General features: G+C 72.8%; 14 protein-coding genes. 8 read left to right on the top strand and 6 right to left on the bottom strand.

The features are described from left to right. Positions 1-174 precede the first annotated feature (174 nt). Positions 175-1,623 carry a zinc-dependent metalloprotease gene (locus ACIPJ2_RS12655; RefSeq protein WP_402729111.1) on the top strand — a complete coding sequence of 483 codons (1,449 nt, stop codon included), beginning with the start codon at positions 175-177 and terminating at the stop codon, positions 1,621-1,623. Between the two features lie 43 nt (positions 1,624-1,666). Then, a complete protein-coding gene (locus ACIPJ2_RS12650) occupies positions 1,667-2,524 on the top strand; it encodes a TOMM precursor leader peptide-binding protein (RefSeq protein ID WP_402729110.1) in 858 nt (285 codons plus the stop codon). Here the strand turns inward: ACIPJ2_RS12650 and ACIPJ2_RS12645 are convergent. Both ACIPJ2_RS12645 and nudC read right to left on the bottom strand, forming a co-directional pair. Next, a complete protein-coding gene (locus tag ACIPJ2_RS12645; RefSeq protein ID WP_402729109.1) occupies positions 2,415-4,136 on the bottom strand; it encodes an ATP-dependent helicase in 1,722 nt (573 codons plus the stop codon). The genes ACIPJ2_RS12650 and ACIPJ2_RS12645 overlap by 110 nt on opposite strands. Next, on the bottom strand, positions 4,133-5,068 hold the full coding sequence (gene nudC, locus ACIPJ2_RS12640; protein WP_402729108.1) for an NAD(+) diphosphatase: 936 nt from the start codon (positions 5,066-5,068) through the stop codon (positions 4,133-4,135). Before nudC ends, ACIPJ2_RS12645 begins: the two co-directional genes overlap by 4 nt. 87 nt (positions 5,069-5,155) lie before the next feature. On the opposite strand from nudC, the gene ACIPJ2_RS12635 reads away from it, so the two are divergent. Continuing rightward, on the top strand, positions 5,156-6,154 hold the full coding sequence (locus ACIPJ2_RS12635) for a phosphotransferase (RefSeq protein WP_402729107.1): 999 nt from the start codon (positions 5,156-5,158) through the stop codon (positions 6,152-6,154). Positions 6,155-6,366: 212 nt separating this feature from the next. Here the strand turns inward: ACIPJ2_RS12635 and ACIPJ2_RS12630 are convergent, their stop codons facing one another. Together ACIPJ2_RS12630 and ACIPJ2_RS12625 are read right to left on the bottom strand one after the other, a co-directional pair. After that, entirely contained in the window at positions 6,367-9,624 is a 3,258-nt protein-coding gene (locus tag ACIPJ2_RS12630; RefSeq protein ID WP_402729106.1) for an ATP-dependent DNA helicase, read from the bottom strand. Then, entirely contained in the window at positions 9,621-12,776 is a 3,156-nt protein-coding gene (locus ACIPJ2_RS12625; protein ID WP_402729105.1) for a PD-(D/E)XK nuclease family protein, read from the bottom strand. The genes ACIPJ2_RS12630 and ACIPJ2_RS12625 overlap by 4 nt, the downstream gene beginning before the upstream one ends. Positions 12,777-12,878: 102 nt before the next feature. On the opposite strand from ACIPJ2_RS12625, the gene ACIPJ2_RS12620 reads away from it, so the two are divergent. Both ACIPJ2_RS12620 and ACIPJ2_RS12615 read left to right on the top strand, forming a co-directional pair. Next, on the top strand, positions 12,879-13,103 hold the full coding sequence (locus ACIPJ2_RS12620) for a DUF3107 domain-containing protein (protein WP_281267220.1): 225 nt from the start codon (positions 12,879-12,881) through the stop codon (positions 13,101-13,103). Between the two features lie 8 nt (positions 13,104-13,111). Continuing rightward, positions 13,112-13,408 (top strand): hypothetical protein, encoded by a 297-nt coding sequence (locus ACIPJ2_RS12615; RefSeq protein WP_281267219.1) that lies wholly within the window; start codon positions 13,112-13,114, stop codon positions 13,406-13,408. Between the two features lie 78 nt (positions 13,409-13,486). On the opposite strand, the gene ACIPJ2_RS12610 is transcribed toward ACIPJ2_RS12615, so the two are convergent. Continuing rightward, positions 13,487-14,203, bottom strand: coding sequence for a ferritin-like fold-containing protein (locus tag ACIPJ2_RS12610; RefSeq protein WP_281267218.1), 717 nt, complete (start codon positions 14,201-14,203; stop codon positions 13,487-13,489). Positions 14,204-14,287: 84 nt separating this feature from the next. On the opposite strand from ACIPJ2_RS12610, the gene ACIPJ2_RS12605 reads away from it, so the two are divergent. Continuing rightward, on the top strand, positions 14,288-15,772 hold the full coding sequence (locus tag ACIPJ2_RS12605) for a DEAD/DEAH box helicase (RefSeq protein ID WP_402729104.1): 1,485 nt from the start codon (positions 14,288-14,290) through the stop codon (positions 15,770-15,772). Positions 15,773-15,989: 217 nt separating this feature from the next. Here the strand turns inward: ACIPJ2_RS12605 and ACIPJ2_RS12600 are convergent, their stop codons facing one another. Next, positions 15,990-16,862 (bottom strand): PHP domain-containing protein, encoded by an 873-nt coding sequence (locus ACIPJ2_RS12600; protein ID WP_402729103.1) that lies wholly within the window; start codon positions 16,860-16,862, stop codon positions 15,990-15,992. Between the two features lie 68 nt (positions 16,863-16,930). On the opposite strand from ACIPJ2_RS12600, the gene ACIPJ2_RS12595 reads away from it, so the two are divergent. Together ACIPJ2_RS12595 and ACIPJ2_RS12590 are read left to right on the top strand one after the other, a co-directional pair. Further along, positions 16,931-18,415, top strand: coding sequence for an aminopeptidase P family protein (locus ACIPJ2_RS12595; protein WP_402729102.1), 1,485 nt, complete (start codon positions 16,931-16,933; stop codon positions 18,413-18,415). A gap of 9 nt (positions 18,416-18,424) precedes the next feature. Further along, entirely contained in the window at positions 18,425-18,901 is a 477-nt protein-coding gene (locus ACIPJ2_RS12590; RefSeq protein ID WP_281267214.1) for a GNAT family N-acetyltransferase, read from the top strand. The last annotated feature ends 271 nt before the right edge of the window (positions 18,902-19,172 follow it).

Below are 19,172 nucleotides of genomic sequence, written 5' to 3'. Positions count from 1 at the left end.
GGGGTCCTTCCGGAGTGAGGTGCGCCGCGGCGTCCGCCGGGCCGTTCGCCGCGGCTTCCGCTCGGCTGTTCGCCGTGGTTCTTGCTCGGCTGTTCGCCCTGGGCGCAGCCCGCGGAGCGATCCCACGGGTCCGTCCCAGGTCCGGCCCCACGAGCAGCGATTAGCGTAGTCGGCATGCCTGATGAACCGCAGCCGGGGCCGGACGACGACTTCCAGGAGATGCTCCGCAAGCTCCTTTCCGGGGAAGGCCAGATCGACCCGTCGCAGCTCGCCGGCGCGGCCGGTCTGCCGAACGACCCGGCCTTCGTCGCCAACCTGATGAGCCAGCTCCAGCGTGCGGCACAGGACGGCGGGGACGGCATCGACTTCTCGGTCACGGCCGAACGCGCCACCGCGATCGCGAAGGACGGCCAGCACGGGGTCGACCCGGCGACGTCGCAGGCGAGCGACCAGGCCTTCCAGGTCGCCGCGCTCTGGCTCGACGAGGTGACGACCGTGGCCGAGCTGACCGCGACCCCGAGTCTCTACACCCGTGAGCAATGGGCGAAGGCGACCGCACCCGTGTGGACGCAGATCGCCGAGCCGGTCGCGGACAGCATCGCGACCGCGCTGACCGAGGCCATCGACCAGCGCGCCCCGGAAGAGCTCAAGGCCATGCTCGGCGACGTGTCGAAGGCGATGCGCGGCGTCGGCGGCGCACTGTTCGCGATCCAGCTCGGTCAGGTCGTCGGGCAGCTCTCGAAGGAGGTCGTGTCCGGCGGCGACGTCGGCGTGCCCCTGCTGGACGAGCAGGTCGCGGCCCTCCTCCCCCAGAACGTGGCCGAGTTCGCCGAGGGCCTCGACGTGCAGGAGGACGAGGTCCGCATCTACCTCGCCGTCCGCGAGCTCGCACACGCCAGGCTCTTCCGCTCCGCGCGGTGGCTCCGCCTGCACATCATCTCCTCGATCACGGAGTACGCCCGCGGTATCCACATCCCGTTCGACCGCGTCGAGGAACTCGCAGCGGACATCGACCCGACCGACCAGGAGCAGCTCCGCGACGCCCTGGCGTCCGGTGCGCTGATCCCGCCGCGCACCCCGGAGCAGGACGCGGCGCTTGCCCGCCTGGAGACGATGCTCGCGCTCGTCGAGGGCTGGGTCGACACGGTCACCGCGGCCGCCACGGCACGCCTCCCGCGTTCCGGCGCGATCGCGGAGACGGTCCGCCGTCGCCGCGCAGCCGGTGGTCCGGCCGAGTCCGCGTTCGCCACGCTGGTCGGCCTCGAGCTCCGTCCCCGTCGTCTCCGGGAAGCAGCCGCCATGTGGCAGCGGGTCACGGACGAGCTCGGCGCCGAGCAGCGGGACGCGCTCTGGGCGGCGTTCGACCTGGTCCCCGTGTCCGACGACATCGACTTCCCCGACGCACTCGTCGCCCGGCTCCGCAGCCCCGGGCAGAGCGCCGCGGACGACGAGTTCGACCGGGCGCTCGAGGACCTGCTCAACGACACGACCGGCGACCGCCCGCACGAGGACGAGTCGGGCGGGATCGAGTCGGGCGACGGCTCGGGTCCCGACGACGAGTCGGGCGACGACGAGTCGGGCGGCGCCGGGCCGAAGGGTCCGTCGGGTTCTCCACAGATCTGACGACGGCCCCCACCGGTCCCGGCACGTCCGGCACGGTGGGGCCATGGGCATCCGCATCGATCCGACCCTCGAGTTCGTCTGGCGCGACCCGACGACCGTCCAGCTCGGCGTCGATCCGCCACGCGCCGTGGTCGCCGTCCCCACCACGGCGGAAGAACGGTTCCTCTGCACCCTCCGCCGCGAGACCGGGCGGGACGCCCTGTCCGGCGTCGCCGCGAGCGTCGGGTGCCGACCGGAGGTCGCTGCGCGGGTGCTCGGCGCGGCGTCACCCGCCGTGCTCGACATGCTCCCCGAACCGCTCGCCCGGGTGGAGGTGCACGGCGCCGCCGACCTCGCCGGGATCGTCGACGACTTCCTCACGGGTGACGGTGTGACCGTGGTCCGGACCGTCGCCCCGCGCGGCGGTCCGGTCGTGCTGCCGGATCCCGAGCCGTCGATGGCCGTCGTCGTCGCCGAGCACGTGGTCGACCCGGCGCTGCGGTCGGCGTGGACCCGCCGTGGGACGCCGCACGTCCCCGTCGTCGTCGGTGACGGCCGCATCCGGATCGGACCGCTCGTGGTCCCCGGTACCGGACCGTGCCTGCAGTGCATCGAGTACGCCCACGTCGACGACGATCCCGCGTGGCCGGCGATCGCCGCGCAGGTCTGGGGCCGACCGGCAGCACCGCTCTCGCCCTACCGTGCCGGTGCGGTCGCGGCAGCGGTCACCCGCCTGGTCCTTGAGCACCTGCCGGGGACAACGGTGCGTCCCGACGACGAGCAACTCGTCTTCGAGCGCGACGACCTGTCGGTCAGTCGGCGACAGGTGCGGCCGCATCCCCGCTGCGCTTGTCGAGCGCTGCCAGGAACCGGCTCGGCGCCCGCGCACCGCCTCGGGTGGACCCCTGTCGTGACCACGTGACGGTCACGGTGCGGCGGGCGCGGGTGAGTCCGACGTAGAAGAGCCGGCGTTCCTCGTCCACCTCGTCGTCGGTCGTCGCGTGCGAGATCGGCAGCAGCCCCTCGGCGACGCCGGCGATCACCACGTTCGGCCACTCGAGGCCCTTCGAGGAGTGCAGGGTCGCGAGCGTGACGGCGTCGAGCTCTGGCTCGTGGTGGGTCGCCGCGCGGTCGACCAGGTCCTGGGTGAACTGCTGCATGGTCGTGCCGGCCGGGGCGTCCTCGGCGAGGCCCATGATCGCCTGCAGCGCCTCCCACTGCTCGCGGACGGCTCCGGTGCCCTCCGGTGCGGTCGGCGTCCACCCGCTGACCTGCAGCACGAGCCCGACCCGGCGGGTGAGCTCGTCGTCGGTCTGCCGGATGGCCTCGCCGCGCATGTGGTGCACCGCGAGCTTGACCTCGGGACGGTCGAAGAAGCGCGTCCCGCCCTGCACCCGGTACGGGATCCCCGCGCGGCCGAGCGCCGCCTCGAGCGCGGCCGACTGTGCGCCGACGCGGAACAGCACGGCGCAGTCGCCGTACGTCGCGCCCCCGGCGACCAGGTCGGTGATCCGTCTGGCGATGGTCTGCGCCTCGTCGCCGTCGTGCACGCACGGCACGACCACCGGGTCCGGGCCGGGTTCCGTGGTCTGCGCGACCAGGTCGAGGGCACCCGGCTGGCCGCGCATCAGCGCGTTCGCGGCGTGGACGACCTCGCGCGTGGACCGGTAGTTCCGCTCGAGCCGCAGCACCGATCCCCGGGGGAACTCCGATCCGAACCCGAGCAGGTAGCGACTCGACGCCCCCGCGAACGAGTAGATGGTCTGGCTGGCGTCGCCGACGACGCACAGGTCCTGACGGTCGCCGAGCCATGCCCTGAGCAGGTCGTGCTGCACGGGCGAGACGTCCTGGTACTCGTCGACCACGAAGAACCGGTACTGCTGCCGGACGTAGCTCGCCACCCGGGGCTCGGTCTCGACCATGCCGAGCGTCGCCAGCAGGACGTCCTCGAAGTCGAGCTGCCGACGGTCGTCCTTCAGCCGCTCGTACGCGCGCATCAGGTCGATCACCCGTGCGGGGCTCGTCTCGCGGGGCATGACCCGTTCGGCGGCGGCTGCCTCGTACTCCTCGAGGGTGAGCCGCTGCACCTTCCGCCACTCGACCTCGGCGGCGAGGTCGCGGAGCACCGGCTTGTCGACGCTCATCCCGACCGTGTCCGCGGCGTGCGCGATCATCCGCGCCTTCGACTCCACGATCCGCGGCGCGTGACCGCCGACGGTGTCCGGCCAGAAGTAGCTGAGCTGCGACATCGCCGCTGCGTGGAACGTGCGGGCCTGCACGGCGCCGGCGCCGAGCGCACGCAGCCGGGAACGGAGCTCGCCCGCCGCCCGGGTGGTGAAGGTCAGCGCGAGGACGTGCGCGGGCGAGTAGGTGCCGGTCGCGACCCCGTACGCGATGCGGTGCGTGATCGCGCGGGTCTTGCCGGTGCCCGCGCCGGCGAGGACGGCGACGGGGCCGAGGAGCGTCGTCGCGACGGTGCGCTGTTCCGCGTCGAGCGCGGCGAGCAGCGCCTCCGGAGACGAGGCAGGGTTCACGGCAGGTCCAGCGGGCCGCCGTACCACTCCTCGATGATCGCCCGGGCGATCGACGTCCTGCCCGGGAGCAGGAGGGTGTCCCCGGCACGCTCACGGATCTCGTCGCGCGAGAACCACCGGACGTCGAGGATCTCGACCCCGTCCGGCCGTGCGGTGGAGGGGTCGCCGTCGACCGCCTTCGCCCGGAACCCGACCATCAACGACGCGGGGAACGGCCACGGCTGCGACCCGAGGTACTCCGGCTCGTCGACCCGCACGCCGGACTCCTCCCAGACCTCGCGGCGGACGGCGTCCTCGAGCGACTCCCCCGGCTCGACGAACCCGGCGAGCAGCGAGTAGCGGTCCTGGTCCCACGCGGCGTTCGAGCCGAGCAGGATGCGGTCGTCGCCGTCGGTGACGCCGACGATGATCGCGGCGTCGGTGCGCGGGAAGTGCTCGTGTCCCTCGGGGTCGCGGCGCACCCAGCCGCCGGTCACCACCTCGGTCGCCGAACCGGTCCGGGGCGAGAACCCGTGGACCGCGTGCCAGTTCGCCATCGCGACGGCCTCGACCGCGAGGCCCTGGTCGCGCGGCGAGAGCTCGGTGCCGAACATCCGCAGGCTCTCCCACGCGTCGGCGTCCGGTTCGATCCGTCGGGCGGCGTCGTCGTCGACCAGCGCGGCCGCGAAGCGCGTGCCGGACGGGGCGTCGTCAGCGTCCCGCACCGACCGCCCCAGGTAGATCACCGGCGCGTCGTCGGGCACGTCGGCCGCGCCCACGAAGCGCAGCGAGCCGGACGGCAGCCGCAGCATCGCACCGCCGTGGACCGGGAGGAAGCGGGTCTCCGGATCGTCCCGCAGGGACCGCTCGAGGTCGTCGGTGGTCCGGAACTCCGCGTCGCGGTCGAGTTCGTTGCGGGAGAGCGGAAGCCGGGCGGCGAACTCCACGGTCACGTGGGACTCCTCAGATCGGTGTCGTGTCGGGACCGGGTCAGCGTGGCGAACGTCGTTCGCGGCGCATGCGGACCTACCCTGAGGGGCATGGCGGGATCCCAGTTCACTCTAGCGGCGTTGGCGACGACGGCCGTTCCCGGACTCGTGGTCACGGGCACGCGCACCCTCGGTTCCATCGCGGCCGGGGACTACGAGTCGGCGGTCCTCCGGGACGCCGACGGGGCCGAGTCGGCCATCCGGCGACCCCGCAACCAGCGCGCGGAGGCACGGCAGTCGGCCGACCTCCTCGCGATCCGGGCGCTGAGCGCCGGGATCAGGTCGCGCCTCCCGTTCGCCGTCCCCGAGTACCGGGGTCAGGCGCCGATCGGGTCCACGCGTGCCATCGTGACCACCTACGTCCCGGGGGCGCACCCCGCGCTCCGCGCACTCGCGGAGCGGCCGGAGCTGGCGACCAGCGTCGGCCGGTCCATCGCCGCCGTGCACGTGCTGCCGACGAGCTTCGTGACGGACGCCGGTCTGCCGTCCCTCACCCCGTTCGAGATCCTCCGTTCCGCGGTGTCCGTGATGGACCGTGCGGTGGCGACCAAGCTGGTCCCCGCCGCACTGCAGGAGCGGTGGGAGGGCGCTGCCCGCGACCAGCAGCTCTGGCAGTTCACGCCCACCGTCGTGCACGGCGCCTTCGGGGTCGACGCGATCCTCGTCGAGGGCGACGCCGTCTCCGGTGTCCTCGGCTGGGGCGAGCTCCGGCTCGGCGACCCGGCGAAGGACCTGGCGTGGGTGCTGGCCGGACGGCGCGAGGCGTTCGACACGGTCCTCAGCGCGTACGAGGCGAACGGCGGCGGCCGCGACCGGCAGCTCGCCCAGCGCGCCAGGGTGTACCACGAGCTCGAGACCGCGCAGTGGTTGCTGCACGGTGTCCAGGCGAAGAGCACCGAAGTGGTCGACGACGCGGTCGCGATGATGCACCGACTGGTCGACGCGGTGCACGCGCCGACGTCGACACCGCTGCAGTCGGTCTCCCCGGAGACGATGGAGATCGGCGAGGTCGAGCAGCTGCTGTCGTCGACCGAGCGTCGCCACGGCTGACGCCGGTCGGACCGCGGCTCTCACCGGGAGCCTCTGACCGGTCACAACACACCGCTCACGTTCGCCGAGTGGTCACGTTCCGTCGTCCGGTGCGCCTCCCAACGACGATCCCCGACCGGTCGGCGGGAGTGCGCGGTGCGACCGGTCGGCGGGAGTGCGCGGCGCGAGAGGGCGGCCGGGAGGCTCGGGGCGGCTCCGCCCCGACCGTCGCGTCAGCCGATGGATGCGCTCCACGCCTGTTCGAGTCCGGCACGGTCGAGGAGCTCGGTCGGCCGGACCTCGAGGTCGTCGGCCACGAAGTAGAACACCGCGCCGATCTCGTCCACCGGTCGCCCGGTGAACTCCGCGTACGCCACGCGGTACAGCGCGAGCTGCAACTGCCGTCGTTCGAGGTCGGTCTTGCCCGCCGGCGCCTTCCCGGTCTTCCAGTCGACGACCTCGATCCGGCCGTCGATCTCGTAGACGGCGTCGAGCTTGCAGATGACGCTGTGCCCGAGGAACGGGATGTGGATCTCTCGCTCCACCTCGACGGGGGTGAGCCCGGCCCACCGTGAGCGGGCGAAGGTCTCCTGGAACTCCCCCAGCCGTCGGGCGTCGTCGTCGCTGACCGCGGCGTCTGCCGGTGCCGACTCGTCGAGGTCGATGTCGAGTTCGTCGTCCCACGCGTCGAGCGTCTCGAGCGCACCGCCCGCATGCCCACGCTGTTCGACCCACTGGTGGAAGAGCGTGCCGAGACGGGTCGCACGGTACGGCCGCTCCGGCATCGGTCGGCGCAGCCGCTCGGCCACCGCGTCCGGCTCGGTGAGGTAGTCCTTGAACCCCGACGCCGGCACCCGGTGCGGTACCACCACGCGGTGTTTGCCGGAGCGGCTCGCGCGACGTTCCGCGAGGAGCAGGTCGATGTCGGCGGCGAACCGCCCGGCGGCACCGGGGTTCGCGTTCCGGACGCGGTCCGCCGCCGCCTGGACCCGGACGGCGCGGGCACCGAACGGCACGTGCGGCCAGGACTGGGTCGCGCCGGCGTCGCCGAGGGGGTTCTCGTCGTGCACGGTCGTCTCGGGGATCGCGCCGCCGTCGACCACACCCGCCTCGACGAGGTCCCCGAGGTACCGGCTGGGCTGCATCGGCTTCACGCCGCCGGCCCAGAACGAGCCGGACACCAGGAGCTCGTGCCGCGACCGGGTCAGCGCCACGTAGGTCAGGCGACGCTCTTCGTCCTCGTTGCGCGACTTCACCTCGTCCTTGAACGCGTCGATCGCGACCGTGACGTCCTTCTGGGAGTCGTGCCCCCGCCACGCCAGACGCGGCAGCTCGTCGGCGTCGCCCCGGAACTCGTAGGGCAGCCGTCCGAAGCCGATCCAGCCGGACGAGCCCTCCTGCGGGCGGGCCGGCAGTGCGCCCTCGACCAACCTGGGCACCGCGACGGCGTCCCACTCGAGCCCCTTCGAACCGTGGATCGTCAGGATCTGCACGGTGCCGGACTCGGGTTCCTCGGACCGAGGTCCCATGTCGTCACGACGGGCAGCCGCGTCGATCCAGCCGAGGAACGCCCCGAGATCGGCACGGTCGTCGGTGGCGACGAACCCGGACAGCTCGTCCACGAAGGCGTCGAGGAACGCGCCGCTCCCCTGCTCGTGCGCGGCGACCTCGATGTCCAGGTGCATCTCCTGCACGACGAGCGTGACGAAGTCGACGAGGTCCCCACCTGCGCGGGACCGGAGCATCGCGAGCTGCTGTCCGAGCCGACGCATGCGTGCACGCCCGGCCTCGGTGATGCCCTCGAGCGCACCGTGGTCGTCCGGCGCGACGGCGACGAAGTCGAGTGCGTCGACGACCGAGCCGTGCTCGCCGACCGCGACGGACGCTCGGAACGCCGCGGTGACGTCGTCGTCGAGGCGCTGCTGGGTGTGGTCCCGCTTGAACAGCCACTGCGCCAGCCCGTGCAGCGCCGCGATGTCCGCAGCACCCACCCGCCACCGGGCACCGGCGAGCAGCCGGATCAGGTCGTTGCCGGCAGCCGGGTCGTGCAGCACGCGCAGGCACGCGACGAGGTCGACGATCTCCGGACGCTGCAACAGCCCCCCGGTGCCGAGCACGTGGTACGGCACACCCCGGTGCCCGAGCGCCGCCGTGAAGGCGGCGAGGTCCTTGCGGGCACGGAGCAGCAGCGCCATCGACCCGGTGGGGTTGCGACGCCGGTGGTCCTCGAACCAGGCCGCGACGGCGTCGGCCTCTTCCGGCAGGGTCTCGGTGAAGACGGCACGGACGTCGCCGGAGTCCGCGCCGGGACGCGGGGAGAGCCGCTCGACGTCGACGTCGGACGCCTCGGACAGCGGGGAGACCACGGCGTTCGCCCCGGCGAGCACGTCCACCGGGTTCCGCCAGCTCGTCGACAGCGCGAACGTCCGCGGTGCGAGGTCACCGGCGCCGCCGAAGTCACGGGGGAACCTGGCGAGGTTCGCCGCACTCGCGCCGCGGAACCCGTAGATCGACTGGTGCGGGTCCCCGACGGCCATGACGGCGTGCTCCCGGAACAGCCTGGCGAGGAACCGTGTCTGCACGACGGAGGTGTCCTGGTACTCGTCGAGCAGCACGACGCGGAACCGCTGCCGGAGGTCCGTGACGACGCGCGGTGCGGCCTCGGCTGCGGCGAGCGCCAACGCGATCTGGTCCGAGAACTCGACGAACCCGCGGTCGACCTTCTGCCGACGGAACTCCTCGACCAGGTCGGCGAGCGGCTCGAGTGCGCCGATCGACGCGACCGCGGCGGTGATCGCTGCGTACGGCTTGCCGCGGTTCCCGGGGAGCTCGAGGAGCTCCGTGAACTCGATCGCGAACCGGCGCAGCTGCTCGGGTTCGACGAGGTGCTCGGACGCGGCGCCGGCGAGCGCCACCACGGCGGCGGTGATCGTGTCGACGTTCCGGTCGAGGCCGGCGAGTCGGTCGTCCCGCGCGGCGACGACGACCCGTCGCGCGAGCTGCCACGCGGACGGCTCGGTGAGGACCTGCGACTCGCCGTCGCGGCCGACCAGCAGCGCGTTCTCGCGGAAGACGCTGTTCGCGAAGGCGTTGTACGTGGACACCGTCGGCGCTTCGAAGGCGTCACCCGGGGTGATCAGCCCCGCGGACTCCAGCGCGGCGATCCGGTCGTTGATGCGGATCGACAGCTCGCCCGCGGCCTTGCGCGTGAACGTCAGCCCGAGGACCTCGTCCGGTCGCACGTGTCCGTTCGCCAGCAGCCAGACGACGCGCGACGCCATGGTCTCGGTCTTGCCGCTGCCTGCTCCCGCGACGACGAGGGCGGGGGCGAGCGGCGACTCGATGACGGCACGCTGTTGTCCGGTCGGACGTGGTCGCCCGAGCGCGTCGGCGATGGCGTCGGCACCGTGGCGGACCGTCGTGCCGGTCGCGGCAGGCGTGCCGGTCGTGCCGGCCGCGGCAGGCGTGCCGGTCGTGTCGGTCGTGCTCACCAGGTCACCTCTCCCACCACGTGGATCCGGCACTCGACACCGGTGCGCGCCTTCTCGCAGTGGTCGTCCACGTTCGCGACGAAGGTCCGGCCGGCCATGCCGCGGGCCACCGCGTGCAGGCGTTCCCGGTACGCGGCACGGTCATCGGCGTCGAAGGCGTGCTGCGTGCGCTCCGAGTAGGCGTGCCCGCCCTTCGGGTTCTGCACGAAGACGAGTCGGGCATCGGCCATCGGCGACCCGGCGGGCACACCGTCGACCGCGCCGTCCTCCACCGCGAGCTGGTACGCCCCGAGCTGCGGGTGCTCCGGCATGTCGTTCTTCTCGCTCGGCATGCTCCGCCCGGTCTTCAGGTCGACGACGCTCACGGTGCCGTCCGGGTCGATCTCGATCCGGTCGATGCTGCCGCGGACCCGAGCCGGCCCGGTGACGAGCGCGAACGAGGTCTCCGCACCGAGCAGCTGTCGACCGGCGGCGGCGAAGGTGCGCAGGTAGTCACTCAGCCCCTCGATCATGCGGCGGGTCCTGGCACGCTCGCGGTCGGCGATCCACGGCGACTCGAAGGTGAGCTCACCCCAGCGAGCGTCCACCCGCTGCCAGAGGGACTCCACGTCGATCTCCGTGGCGTGCTCCATCGCTTCGTGGACGATGGTGCCGATGCCCATCGCCGGGCTCGGTGCACCGCCGCCGAACGTCTGCACGAACCAGTGCACGGGGCACTCCTCGAAGGTGCCGATCCTGGACGGGGACACGCCGACGGTCGGCGGGGTGGGTTCGCCGCTGACGGGGTCCGGTTGCGGGTCGGCGTCGAGGTCCACGAGCGGGTCGTCGGTGGTGACCTCCGCCGTGCCGTACCAGTCGTCCGGTGACGCGCCGGGGACGTCTTCCGCCGCCAGGCGCGCCAACGCGGAGGCTGCTTCGTGGTCGCCGGTGGAGACGACCCGGCGCCGGAGCGACCCGGCGAGGCCGCGGAGGGACAGCGGGTGCACGGTGGGTTGCCGATCGGGCGGCACGGGGACGAGCCGCACGAACGGCGACGGCGCTTCGTCGTCGTTGGCGATCGTCCCGATGACGACCTGGGTGGTCGCGCGGGACACCGCCCGCGCGAACAGCCGGAGCTCGTCCCCGATCACGGCCGCACGGTCGTCGACGGCGGCGTGGTCGATCCCGGCGGCGGCGCGGACCAGGCCGTCCGGGTCGAGCAGGCTGCCGCGCACCCGGGTGTTCGGCCACACGCCGTCCTGCAGTCCGAGGACCACGACGACGTCGGTCTCGAGACCGATCGTCGCCGACGGTGTCAGCACGCGCACCCGGCCGGCCGTGCGGTCCGGGCCGATGCTGTCCTCGGCCAGGTCGGCGCCGAGCACGTCGTCGACGAACACCCGGGCGGGTGCGTCCGGCGTCCGCTCGACGAACCGCTTGGCGGCCGTGAACAGGCCGACCACGGCGTCCAGGTGCCGGTCCGCCTCGGCCGCTCCGACGCCGCCGGCGAGGGACTGCCCGCCCCAGATCCCGGCGAGACCGCTGCGCTCCCAGAGCCCCCAGAGGATCTCCTCGATGCTGGCACCGGCGTCGGCGTCCGCTCTGGCCTGCACGAGGCTGCGCGCGAGTCGGGTCGCGCGTCGGGCGAAGGCAGCGTCCACGGTTGCGAGGCGCTCAGGAGCCCCCAGCGCGTCCACGAGCAGCTCGTCGGCGGTCCGGGAGCCGCCACCAGCGAGCTCTTCACGGCGCAGCGCGAGCCGGAGCCGACGCATCGCGAGCGTGTCGAGCCCACCGAGCGGCCCGGTCGCGAACGCGGTGGCGAGGGTGGCGTCGAGGGACAGCACACCGAGCGACACACCGGCGGCGTCGAGGAGGGATCGCGCGGCGGTGTCGTCCCGCGGGCGCGTCGGGGCAGCGCCGGCGGTCGCCGGGACCTCCGCGACGGAGAGGGCGCGGACGAGCTCGGGGATCGCCGCGCCGCTCCGCGTGACCACGACCATGCGGTGCCACGGGACGCCGTCGAGCAGGTGGTGTTCACGCAACCGCCTGGCGATCGCGACGACGAGCGCCGATCGACTGCCGGCTTCGAGGTGCAGCACGGAGTCGGCGCGCGCGTCCGTGTCCGCGGCGACGGCCGTGCGCTGACGCCCCGCGGCGGCGGCACCGACACGCCCGGTGACGGCAGAGACGAGCGCACGGATGGGCGCGGGGTGACGGTGCACCGTGCCGAGGACGATCTCCTGGACGCGGTCGACGCCGAGCCGTGGCGCGAGCCGGCCGAGGACGTCGGGCTCGGCACCGCGGAACGCCGATGCCGCGATGTCGGGATCGCCGAACGCGACGACCTGCACACCGGAGCGCGCCAGGGCCCCGAGCAGGGCGATCTCGCCCTCGACGAGTTCCTGGGCGTCGTCGACCACCAGGAGCCGGAGCGCCGCGACGGCGGGCGGGAGCTCCCCGCGGAGCACCGCCGCGGTGGCGAACGCGACGAGTTCGGCCGCGTCGAGACTCGTCGCACGGAACGCGGTGACCGCGGCGCGGTACTCGTCGACCAGGTCGCCCACCGCACGCCACTCGGGACGGCCGTGGTCGTCACCGAGCTCGCGCATGTCGTCGGGTTCGACTCCGGCGGCGACGGCGCGCATCATCACGTCACGGAGCGCCGTGCGGAACCCCGCACGCTCCCGGACGACTGCCGTGACGGGCTCCGGCCACGCCGGCCCGGTGCCGTCGGTCTCGTGCCCGGCGAGGAGGTCGCCGAGGATGCGGTCCTGCTCCCCACCGGTCAGCAGCGTCGGCGCCGGCTGCCCCTGGACGGCTGCGGCGTGCGCCACGATCTGGAAGGCGAGGGAGTTCACGGTCCGTGCGAGCGCGCCGGGGGTGACGCGTTCGACGGTGACGGCGAGGTGGTCGCGGAGCGCGGTCGCCGCCGTGCGCGATGAGGTCAGGGCGAGCACGGTGGCGTGACCGTCGGCGCTGATCGCGTCCGGACGCCGCAGCCGAGCTGCGACGAGCCGCGCGAGCGTCGAGGTCTTGCCGGTACCCGGTGCGCCGATCACCGCGGCGTGCACGTCGTCCGGCAGGGCGAGGACCGCCGCCTGTGCCGGGTCCGCCACGAGCGCGCGCGACACCTGCTCGGGAGCGGGTGCTGGTGTCAGCGTGGTCTGCGGCACGCTCGTACGGTACCGACCGCGACCGACATCGCCCCGTCCCCACCCCGTGCGCCCGCGGCGAACGCACCGGACCGGCGCGGACCCCTCGGATATGGTGAGCACGTGGACATCAAGATCGGCATCATCAACAGCCCGCGCGAGATCGCCTTCGAGACGAAGCAGACCGCTGAGGAGATCGAGAAGGCTGTCGCGGACGCGCTGTCCTCCGATGCGACGCACCTGACGCTGCAGGACGACAAGGGCCGCAAGTTCATCGTCCCCGCGGTCGCCCTCGCCTACGTCGAGTTCGGTGCCGAAGAGGCCCGACGCATCGGCTTCGTCGCCTGAGCTGACGCGTGGAGCTCCTCTTCGCCGTCCTCGGCGGCATCATCTGCGGCGCGATCGCGCACGTGATCCTGCCGTGGCACTCGACGCGCGGGCAGCTGCTCGGCCCCGCGGTCGGCGGCATCACGGCCGCCGTCCTGTGGGAAGCGCTCACCTGGGCCGGCTGGCAGTACGACGCCACCTGGATCTGGGTCGTCGCCCTCGTCGGTGCCGGTGTCGTCGCCCTCGTCGTGGAGTGGCTGCTCGGCCGCAACCGGACGGCCAAGGACACCGCCTTCTACGAGCAGGTCAAGGCGCGCGGCGCCTGAGACAGCCGGCAAGAACGAGGCGACCGACCATCGGACAGGAGGCTCGTGGCGGCGTCGCCACGAGCCTCCTGTCCGTCGTCAGGCCGTCAGGCCGAGCGCGTCCATCCGCCTGGTGTGCGCCGCGATCAGTTCGGTCCACACCGGCTCGAGCCGGGACTGGTCCTCCCTGGCGTGCGATGCGAGCGCGGACCGCGCGACCAGCAGTGTGTCGCCCACGAGCCGTCGGCCCCACATCGCCAGCCGCGAGGACACCTGCGGCTCCTCGTCGATCCGCGCGCTGAGCTCCTCGACCACGGCGGGCTCTTCCCGCGCGTCGAACACCGAGCCGAGCCGCTGCCGGACGTCGTTCGGGAGCGAGCGCAGCAGGTTCGCGAACAGGTCGTTGAGGATGCCGGCGGTGACGTAGCCGGTGAGCATCGACTCGTACCAGTCGGCGCCGCTCGTCCGCTCCAGGAACACGTCGATCGCGGCGCGGTGCGGTGCCATCAGCTCGGCGGGGTCCTCGCCGAGGCGCTCGATCTCGGCCACGATCGACCGGTGCCGTTCGAGCGCGGTCGTCGCCAGCACACCGGTCACCAGGCGACCGGACAGCGTGGGAGCGCCGGCCCCTGCACGGCCCATCGTCTCGTACAGCGAGAGCTGGAGGTAGGCCGCCTGCCCGAGGTACACGGGTAGTTCGGGGCTGACGTCGTCGAGCTGCAGACGCTCCGTCTGGGCGGCGTTCTTCGGGTTCCGCGACGCGAGCCACTGAGCTGCGAGCTGCGCCGCGCGCTTCCGGTTCCACCACGACACCACGCGACCAGCATAGGGGCCGCGACGGCGCGCACCTCGCACCCCGGTAGACTGGCTCGGACTCCCCGATAGGACAGGGTGACCTTCTTGACTTTCTCAGACCTCAACATCGACCAGGACATCGTCGATGCGCTGGCCGGCAAGGGCATCATCGAGCCCTTCCCGATCCAGGAACAGACCATCCCCCTCGGCCTCACCGGCCAGGACATCATCGGCCAGGCGAAGACGGGTACCGGCAAGACCCTCGGCTTCGGCCTGCCGCTCATCCAGCGCCTCGGCGCAGACCCCGCGCACGGCGTCAAGGCGCTCGTCGTCGTCCCGACCCGCGAACTCGCGGTGCAGGTGACCGAGGACCTCGAACTCGCGTCGTCGAACCGCCCGACCACGATCGTCTCGATCTACGGCGGCAAGGCGTACGAGGGCCAGGTCGAGCAGCTCAAGGCCGGCGCGCAGATCGTCGTGGGCACCCCGGGGCGCCTCATCGACCTGCACCGGCAGCGCCTGCTCGACCTCTCCCACGTGCAGGAGGTCGTGCTCGACGAAGCCGACCGCATGCTCGACCTCGGGTTCCTCTCGGACATCGAGTGGATCTTCCAGGCCGTGCCCGCCGTGCGCCACACGATGCTGTTCTCGGCCACGATGCCGGCGCCGATCGTGGCCCTGGCCCGCCGGTTCATGACGCGTCCGGTGCACATCCGCGCGACGGACCCGGACGAGGGCCTCATGCAGGCCAACATCAAGCACGTCATCTACCGCGCGCACTCGCTCGACAAGGACGAGGTCATCGCCCGCATCCTGCAGGCGAACGGCCGCGGCAAGACCGTGATCTTCACCCGCACCAAGCGTGCGGCGGCGAAGTTGGTCGAGGAACTGAAGGACCGCGGGTTCAACGCCGCAGCGGTGCACGGCGACCTCAACCAGGAGCAGCGCGAGCGTGCGATGGCCGCCTTCAAGGCCGGCAAGCGCGACGTGCTCATCGCCACCGACGTCGCGGCCCGCGGCATCGACGTCGACGACGTCACGCACGTGATCAACCACACGATCCCGGACGACCCGGACACGTACCTGCACCGCGCCGGCCGCACCGGCCGCGCGGGCAAGACCGGCATCGCGGTCACGTTCGTCGACTGGGACGACCTGCACAAGTGGACGCTCATCGACAAGGCCCTCGAGTTCGGCATCCCCGAGCCCGTCGAGACCTACTCGTCGTCGCCGCACCTGTTCGAGGACCTCGACATCCCGCAGGGCACCAAGGGCCGGCTCCCCGGGTCGTCGTCGCACGCCGCCACGGCGGGCACCGCGGAGCGCACCGGGTCACGGCCGCCGCGTCGTTCCGGTGAGTCCTCCGACTCGAGCGAGTCGCGTCCGCGTCGCCGCACCCGGACAGGAGGCTCGGATCGCCCGGCAGCATCGGCTGCGGACTCCGCCCCCGCGGCCGAGAGCACGGGTCCGGACGCCGCCGAAGGCGACGGTTCGGCACCCAAGCGCCGTCGGCGTCGCCGTCGTCGCGGGGCCGGCACGGGTGGCGAGGCGACCGCCTCGGCACCGCAGCCGGCGTCGGACGGCGAGTAGCGCCTCCAGTCCGAAGGGCCCGTCGCTGGCGCGACGGGCCCTTCGGCGTCCGGGCGCTGTTCGGCCGGGCCCTCCTCGGCCGGGCCCTCCTCGGCCGGGCCCTCCTCGGCCGGGCCCTCCTCGCGAAAGCGACAGCGTGCGTCCAGCCGTTCGCGGCGATCAGTCGCTTTCGCGGAGGGGACAGGACGCCCGAGGCGGGATGTGTCGCCTTCGCGGGTCAGGGCAGGCGTGAACCCGGGCCGACCACCGGGGCCGAACCCGTCGCCTGCGAGAGGATCTCGTCGAAGGCGCGGCGTGACGTGCGGTGCTCGCCGAGACGGTTCGGCTTCCCGGTGCCGTGGTAGTCGCTCGAGCCGGTGACGAACAGGCCGTAGCGGTCCGCCCACTCGAGCAGGGTGCGCTTGCCGTGGGCGAGGTTCTCGCGGTGGTCGACCTCGAGCCCGCCGAGGCCGGCGTCGACGAGCTCGCGGAGGCCCGCCTCGTCGATGACGATCCCGCGGGAGGTCGCTGCCGGGTGCGCGATCACGGGGACGCCACCGGCGGCACGGATGAGTTCGACGCCACGGAGCGGTGTCGGGGCGTCGTGCGGTTCGTAGTACCCGGAGGCCGGGTGCAGGATCCCGCGGAACGCCGCGCTGCGGTCGGGTTCGAGCCCGCGGGCGACGAGGGCGTCGGCGATGTGCGGCCGGCCGATCGTCGCGCCGGGGCTCGCCTGCGCGAGGACGTCCCGCCAGGTGATCGGGTGGTCCTCGCCGATGCGGTCGACCATGCGGTGCGCTCGGGACAGCCGGCCGTCACGGATGCGCTCGGTCTCGGCCGACAGGGCTGCGTCGTCGGGGTCGACGAGGTAGCCGAGGACGTGCACGCTCCGGTAGCCGACGCGCGTGCTGAGCTCGAGGCCCGGGACCAGCGTCAGCGGGAGCTCGCGTGCGGCGTCAGCGGCGTCGGCCCACCCGGCGGTGGTGTCGTGGTCGGTCAGCGCGACGGCGTCCAGTCCGGCGGCCGCCGCTGCCCGGACGAGGTCGGCGGGCGGCTCGGTGCCGTCGGAGACACTCGAGTGCGCGTGCAGGTCGATGAACGGGTCGGGCACGCGCCAATCGTATCCACAGGTGAGCAGGCACACAGACCGGGCGTCGAGCGCGGTGCGATGATGGGGGCATGGCCGACACGACTCCCCGCGCAACGAGCAACCGCTCCACCACCCCCGGCTCCTCGACCTTCAAGGACTTCATCGGGTCCCAGTGGGCCGAGCGCGACCGCCCCGTGCCAGCAGCACGTGAGCAGGCTGCTTTCGCCGCCGCCCGTCGGGCCCGCATCTCCGAGCTCCACCCCGGTCGGACGATCGTGGTCCCCGCCGGCACCGCGAAGGTCCGCTCGAACGACTGCGACTACCCGTTCCGCCCGCACTCTGCGTTCGCACACCTGACCGGCTGGGGCACCGACACCGTCGTCGGCTCCGTGCTCGTGATGACGCCGAACGGCTCCGGGCACGACGCCACGCTCTACTTCCGCTCGACCGCTGGACGCGACTCCGAGGAGTTCTACGCGAACCCGGAGATCGGCGAGTTCTGGGTCGGTCCGCGCCCCTCGCTGGACGAGGTCGCCGCCGACCTGGGCATCGCCACCGCCGACCTCGGCGAGTTCTCCGGGGTCCAGGACGCCCTCGACGCCTCGGTGCTCGTCGTCCGTGACGCCGACTCCGAGTTCACGCGCTCCCTCGACGAGCGCCTCGGCTCCGCGGTCGGTGGCGCTGCCGCGACCGACGACGTCGCGGCGACGGACGACGTGCTCGCCCGAGACCTCTCCGAGCTCCGCCTCGTCAAGGACCCGTACGAGGTCAACGAGCTCCGCAAGGCCGTCGACGCCACCCAGCGCGGGTTCGCCGACGTGATCGCCGACTTCGACGCGGTCCTCGCACACCCCAGGGGCGAGCGCATCGTCGAGGGCACGTTCAACCGCCGTGCCCGCGCCGACGGCAACACGGTCGGGTACGACACCATCGCGGCGTCCGGCCACCACGCCTGCATCCTGCACTGGACCCGCAACGACGGCGCCGTGCAGCCCGGTGACCTCATCCTCATCGACGCCGGCGTCGAGGTGGACTCGTTCTACACCGCGGACATCACGCGCACGCTGCCGGTCAGCGGCACGTTCACGGCCGTGCAGCGTCTGGTCTACGAAGCCGTGCTCGAGGCCGCTGACGCTGCGTTCGCCATCGTGAAGCCGGGCATCACGTTCCGTCAGGTGCACGCGACGGCGATGGAGGTCATCGCGCGCAAGACCTCCGAGTGGGGCTTCCTGCCCGTCTCGGCCGAGGAATCACTGCAGCCGGACAACCAGTTCCACCGCCGGTACATGGTGCACGGCACCAGCCACCACCTCGGGCTCGACGTGCACGACTGCGCGAAGGCCCGTCGCGAGATGTACATCGACGGCATCATCGAGCCCGGCATGGTCTTCACGATCGAGCCCGGCCTGTACTTCCAGCAGGACGACCTGACGGTGCCGGAGGAGTTCCGCGGCATCGGTGTCCGCATCGAGGACGACATCCTCGTGACCGCCGACGGCGCCGAGAACCTGTCGATCGGCATCCCCAGGACCCCCTCGGAAGTGGAGGGGTGGATCGCCCGCACCGGGCGCTAGCCTGAGCGGGTGACGACACCCGAAGCTTCCTCGCAGAGCATCACGATCGACGTCGAGCACTTCGACTCGCCCGACGCCCAGCGGCTGCGTGCTGCCCAACGCATCGAGATCGACAGCACGTACGGCGGTGACACCGAGCCCGGTGACAAGCCCACTGCCGAGTCGATCGCGGTGTTCTTCGTGGCGCGCGACGGGGACGGCACGCCGATCGGGTGCGGCGGGCTCCGGCTCGTGGCCGACGGGGTGACCGAGATCAAGCGCATGTACGTCCGTCGCGAGTCCCGCGGAACGGGGGCGGCGACGGGGATCCTCCGGCGCCTCGAAGAGGCAGCGCTCGACCTCGGTTCCCCCGCGCTCGTACTCGAGACGGGCACGGAACAGAAGCGTGCGATCCGGTTCTACGAGCGCGAGGGCTTCAGCCGCATCGCGAACTTCGGCCCGTACGTCGGCGCCCCGCTGTCCGCCTGCTACTCCAAGGTCCTGTAGCCGCCCACGCCCACGCCCATGCTCGCGCGCGGCTCACCCGCGCCACCAGCTGCACGCGCGCCACCGGCCGCACCCGCGCCACCGGCCGCACGCGCGCCGGCGTTCGGGCACGGAGGTCCACCGCGATCGCGAGCGGTCACAACACCCCGTCGGCACGACGCCCACCGGTCACGATCGGCCGGTTCGGAGGCGTTCGGACGACAGGTCGTGACCGCTCGACGAACGCGAACGGGGCGTTGCGACCAGTCGGGCGTCAGCGCCCAGCGAGCCG

The sequence above is a fragment of the Curtobacterium sp. NPDC090217 genome (assembly GCF_044746705.1).
Classification (GTDB): Bacteria; Actinomycetota; Actinomycetes; order Actinomycetales; family Microbacteriaceae; genus Curtobacterium.
The sequence above is the reverse complement of the archived record's forward strand: the minus strand, read 5'-3'. Positions and strand labels throughout refer to the sequence as shown.